Source organism: Actinoallomurus sp. NPDC050550 (assembly GCF_040655075.1).
Classification (GTDB): domain Bacteria; phylum Actinomycetota; class Actinomycetes; order Streptosporangiales; family Streptosporangiaceae; genus Actinoallomurus.
In genome coordinates, this window is the sequence record NZ_JBFAJC010000127.1 from 1 (window position 1) to 5,042 (window position 5,042).

At 72.3% G+C, this 5,042-nt stretch carries 2 protein-coding genes; both read right to left on the minus strand.

The annotated features are described in order from the left end of the window. On the minus strand, positions 1-1,439 hold a 1,439-nt coding region (locus AB0I04_RS54855; RefSeq protein WP_360904931.1), incomplete at its 3' end, for a beta-ketoacyl synthase N-terminal-like domain-containing protein. Positions 1,440-1,532: 93 nt separating this feature from the next. Further along, positions 1,533-5,030: an SDR family NAD(P)-dependent oxidoreductase gene (locus AB0I04_RS54860; protein WP_360904934.1), complete on the minus strand. Its 3,498-nt coding sequence runs from the start codon at positions 5,028-5,030 to the stop codon at positions 1,533-1,535. Between the last annotated feature and the right edge of the window lie 12 nt (positions 5,031-5,042).

A 5,042-nucleotide genomic window follows, 5' to 3' on the forward strand; every position in this document is an offset into this window, starting at 1 on the left:
GCGGGCCACCCGTCCTCCGCGTCCGGGGCCTCGACGATGACGTGGGCGTTGGTCCCCGACACCCCGAACGACGACACCCCCGCACGGCGAGGACGATCCGTGCCCGGCCACTCCACCGCCTCCGTCACCAACTCCACCGCACCCGACGACCAATCCACATGCCGCGACGGCTCATCAATGTGCAACGACGCCGGCACCACACCACACCGCATCGCCAACACCATCTTGATCACACCCGCCACACCAGCAGCCGCCTGAGTGTGCCCGATGTTCGACTTCACCGATCCCAGCAACAAGGGACGACCACCCGGACGACCCCGCCCATAGGTGGCCAGCAACGCGTTCGCCTCAATCGGATCACCCAAAGTCGTACCAGTACCGTGCGCCTCCACCACATCCACATCACCAGGACCCAACCCCGCACTCGCCAACGCCGCACCAATCACCCGCTCCTGCGACGGACCATTCGGCGCCGTCAACCCATTACTCGCACCGTCCTGATTCACCGCCGAACCCCGCACCACCCCCAACACCCGACGACCATTACGCCGCGCATCCGACAACCGCTCCAACAACAGCACACCGACGCCCTCCGACCAGCCGGTGCCGTTGGCGGAGGCCGCGAAGGCCCGGCAACGGCCGTCGGGGGAGAGCCCTCCCTGGCGGCTGAAGGAGATGAACATCTCCGGGGTGGCCATGACGGTCACCCCGCCCGCCAGCGCAAGGTCACACTCCCCCGCCCGCAGCGCCTGACCCGCCAGATGAATCGCCACCAACGACGACGAACACGCCGTATCCACCGTCACCGCCGCGCCCTCGAGACCGAACGCGTAAGCGATACGCCCGGAGGCGATGCTGCCGCTGCTGTTGCCGCCCAGGTAGCCCTCGAAGCCGGCCAGGCTCTCCGGGACCGCGCCGTAGTCACGGCCGGACGCGCCCAGGAGGCGCGCGCCGTAGTCGCTGTGCACCACCCCCATGTACACGGCGGTGCGGCTCCCCCGCAGAGTCGCCGGATCGATCGCGGCGGACTCCAGGGACTCCCACGAGACCTCCAGGAGGAGCCGCTGCTGCGGATCGATGGTCAGCGCCTCACGGGGGCTGATCCCGAAGAAGTCAGCGTCGAAGTCGGCGGGACGGTCGAGGAACCCTCCTTCGCGGGCGTACGTGGTGCCCGGTCGGCCGCGATCGGGATCGTAGAGGGCGTCCAGGTCCCAGCCCCGGTCGTCCGGGAACCCGGACACGACGTCGCGGCCGGAGATCACCGTCTCCCACAGATCCGCCGGCGACGCGACCCCACCCGGATAACGGCAGGCCATTCCGACGATCGCGATCGGCTCGGCGCCGCCCGACTCGAGCTCCTTGAGGCGCTTTCGCGTCTTGTGGAGGTCGAGTGTGACGCGCTTCAGGTACTCGCGAAGCCTCTCCTCATTGGCTGTCATCGTTCACACCTCCTGCGGATGGACGGGCGGACGGTGGGGTGTGCCGGTGTTCCCGGGCGTGCCGTTCTCCTCTGGCGCGTGAGCCTCGCCGGGTCATGAGGAGCCGAGTTCGTTGTCGATGAGGGCGAACATCTCGTCGTCGGTGGCCGACAGGATCTGCTCCGACACCTCGTCGTCGTCCGTCTCGGCGGCCGACACCAGCGCGGACAGTGCCTCCAAACGTTCGGACACCCGGGTCCGCTCGCCTGTGGCGAGGTTCATCGCACCGAGAGCGCGGCCGATCCGGTCGAGTTCGGTGAGCACGGTGGTCGCCGACAGCGGTGGCCCGTCCGCCGTTCCGGCCTCGATGAGGGCCGTGTCCAGGAATCGGGCGAGCAGATCGACGGTCGGATGGTCGAACGCCACGGTCGCGGGCAGCCTGATCCCGCTGATCTCGTTGAGGCGGTTGCGCAGGTCCAATGAGATCAGCGAGTCGAAGCCGAGCTCTTTGAACGCCCGGTCAGGGTCGACGTCGGCGGGACCGCCCAGCCCGAGTGCCGCGGCCGCCTCCGACCGCACGAGTCCGCGGAGGATCTCCAGGCGGTCGGCCTCCGCGTGCCCGGCCAGGTCCCGCAACGGTGACACATCGCCGGGCGCCGGGCGCCGGGCGGCCGCCGGTCTCGGGACACCGGGCCGGACGAGCGCGCGGAGCGGCGGCGGGACGTCGTTGTACGGCGCCCGGGTCCACCGCGTGGCCACCACGGCGGGCGGCGCGACCGCGCGGGCCATGTCGAACAGCGTCAGTCCCGTGGCGGTGGGCAGCGCCGGCGTCGCGGAGGCCGCGAGCCGCCGCTGCTCGGCCGGTGACAACCGGCCGGCCATGCCGATCTCCCATGGCCCCCAGGCCACCGACCGCGCGGGCAGACCGCTCGCTGCCCGATGGTCCGCCAGCGCGTCGAGGAACGCGTTGGCCGCCGCGTAGTTGCCCTGTCCGGCGCTGCCGAGCACCCCGGCGATCGAGGAGAACAGCACGAACCCGGAGAGATCCAGGTCCTTGGTCAGCTCGTGCAGGTGCCACGCGGCGTCCGCCTTGGCGCGGAAGACGGTCTCGACCCGGTCGCCGGTCAGCGTCTCCACCAGGGCGTCGTCGACGACACCCGCCGCGTGCACGACGGCGGCCAGCGGATGCTCAGCGGGGATCCCGGAGAGGAGTGCGGCGAGGGCGGCGCGGTCGCCGACGTCACAGGCCTGGACGTCGACGGAGGCACCGAGGCCGGTGAGTTCCGCGTGGAGCTCCTCGACGCCGGGGGCGTCCGGTCCGCGCCGGCCGGCCAGTAGCAGGTGTCGGGCCCCGTGGGCGGTGACCAGATGCCGGGCCACCGCGGCGCCCAGCCCTCCGGTGCCGCCGGTGATCAGTACCGTCCCGGAGGGATCCCACGACGGGATGGCGTTCCCGGCGGACGCCGGCAGCCGGCGCAGGCGGGGCACGACGATCCGGCCGTCGCGGATGGCGACTTCGGGTTCGTCCGCGGCGACGGCGGCGGGCAGGGCCGGGAGCCACGGCTCATCGGCCGGTACGGCGACCAGCTTGATCCGCTCGGGATGCTCGGCCTGCGCCGAGCGTACGAGACCGCGCACCGCGGCGTCCGCGAGTGCGGTCGCCGTGGGGTCGCCGGCCCGGGTCAACACCACGAGCGGGGTCTCGGCGAGCCGCGGCTCCGTCACCCATTCCCTGACGAGGGCCAGCGCCCGGCACGTGAGCGCGAGGGCCTCGGCCGCCGGATCCTCGCCGCCGGTGCCGAACAGTGCCGCGATCCCCGCCTCGGGTCGTACGGCGGCGTCGAGAAAGTCGGAGACGGCGGGAAGGCGACGGATCTCCGTCAGACCGGGTGGGGGCGCGTCGCCGACCACGGCCCAGGCTCCCGAGGTGCCGCCGGACCGCGGGCCGTTCTCGGCGGGCACCCAGTCGACGCCGCACAGCGCCAGGTCGGCCGCGCCGCCGAGCCGGACATCCTCGGAGGCCGGGCGGGACAGGAACGACGCGACTGAGGCCACGGGGGCACCCGTCGCGTCGGCGATGTCGAGCCGTGTCCCGCTCCCCGTGAGGCTGATCCGGACTCGCAGGGCCGAAGGCCGTGTGGAGTACAGGGCGACGCTGCTGACCGCGAACAGCATCTCCGCGCTCTCCTGGGCGGCCACGAGGAAGTCCCCCTGGAACGCGGCGTCCAGCAGCGCGGGATGGACCGAGAACCCCTCCACGTCGAGCTCGACCGGTGGAGCGGCCTCCGCGTAGATCACGTCGCCCAGCCGCCAGGCGGCCCGTAATCCTTGGAACGCCGGGCCGTACTCCAGCCCGATCGCGGCGAAGTCGCGGTACACCTCGGTCATGGGCAGCGGCTCCGCCCCGGCGGGCGGCCAGGGCTCCCGCCCGAACTCGGGGACGGGCGCGCCGATTGCGAGGACACCGGCGGCGTGGGTGACCCATTCGTCCGGCGCGTCGTCCGGGCCGTCGCCTTCGCGCCGGGAGTGGACGGTGATCCGCCGGCGGCCGTCCTCGTCCGGCTCGGCGGCGGTGACGCGCACCTGTACCGCCTCTCCAGGGCCGAGCAGCAGGGGCGCCTGGAGGGTCAGCTCCTCGATGAGGTCGCATTCCGTCCGGGACATCAGGGTGAGGACCAGGTCGACCAGGACGACGCCGGGAACCACCACCGTGCCGTCGATGACGTGGTCGGCGAGCCACGGATGACCGTCCAGATCGATCCTGCCCGTCAGGACGAGTCCTTCAGGCAGGGCGACCGAGGCGCCGAGGATCGGATGGCGTACGGCGGTCAGGCCCGCAGTGCCGAGGTCGCCGCGGGCGGCCCGCTCGGGCCAGTGCCGCCGATGCTGGAAGGCGTACGTCGGCAGCTCCACCTGCCGCACCGGATCCGCCGCGAAGAAGGACGCCCATTCGACCGCGGCGCCACGGGTGTGGGCATGGGCCAGGAACTCCAGGACGGACCGCGCCTCCGGCCGGCCGGCACGGACGGTGGGCAGGAACCGCGCCGTGGCGCCCGGCGGAAGACAATCGGGGCCCATCACGGTCAGCACCGCGTCCGGACCGATCTCGGCGAAGGTGGTGACGCCGTCGGCGTGGAGCGCGGCAACCGTGTCGGCGAACCGCACGGTCGCACGGACCTGGTCGACCCAGTGATCCGGGTCGCGAAGCTCGCCGGGTTCGGCGAGCCGGCCGGTGACGGTGGACGCCATCGGGATCTCGGGTTCGGTGTACGTCAGCGCGGCGACGGTCCGGCGGAACTCCTCCAGCATCGGCTCCATCAGGGGAGAGTGGAACGCGTGGCTCACCGCCATCGGCTTGACCTTGCGTCCGAGACCCCGGAAATGGTCGGCGACCTGTCGTACGGCGTCCTTCTCCCCGGAGACCACGACCGAGTCGGGGCCGTTGACGGCGGCGAGGGCGACGCGATCTTCGCAGCCGGCCAGCACCGGGAGAGCCTCGGCCTCGGACGCCCGTACGGAGAGCATCGCCCCGTCGGTGGGCAGGGCCTGCATCAACCCGCCCCGCACCCCCACCAAGCGAGCGGCATCGGCCAACGACAACACCCCCGCCACATGAGCCGCCGC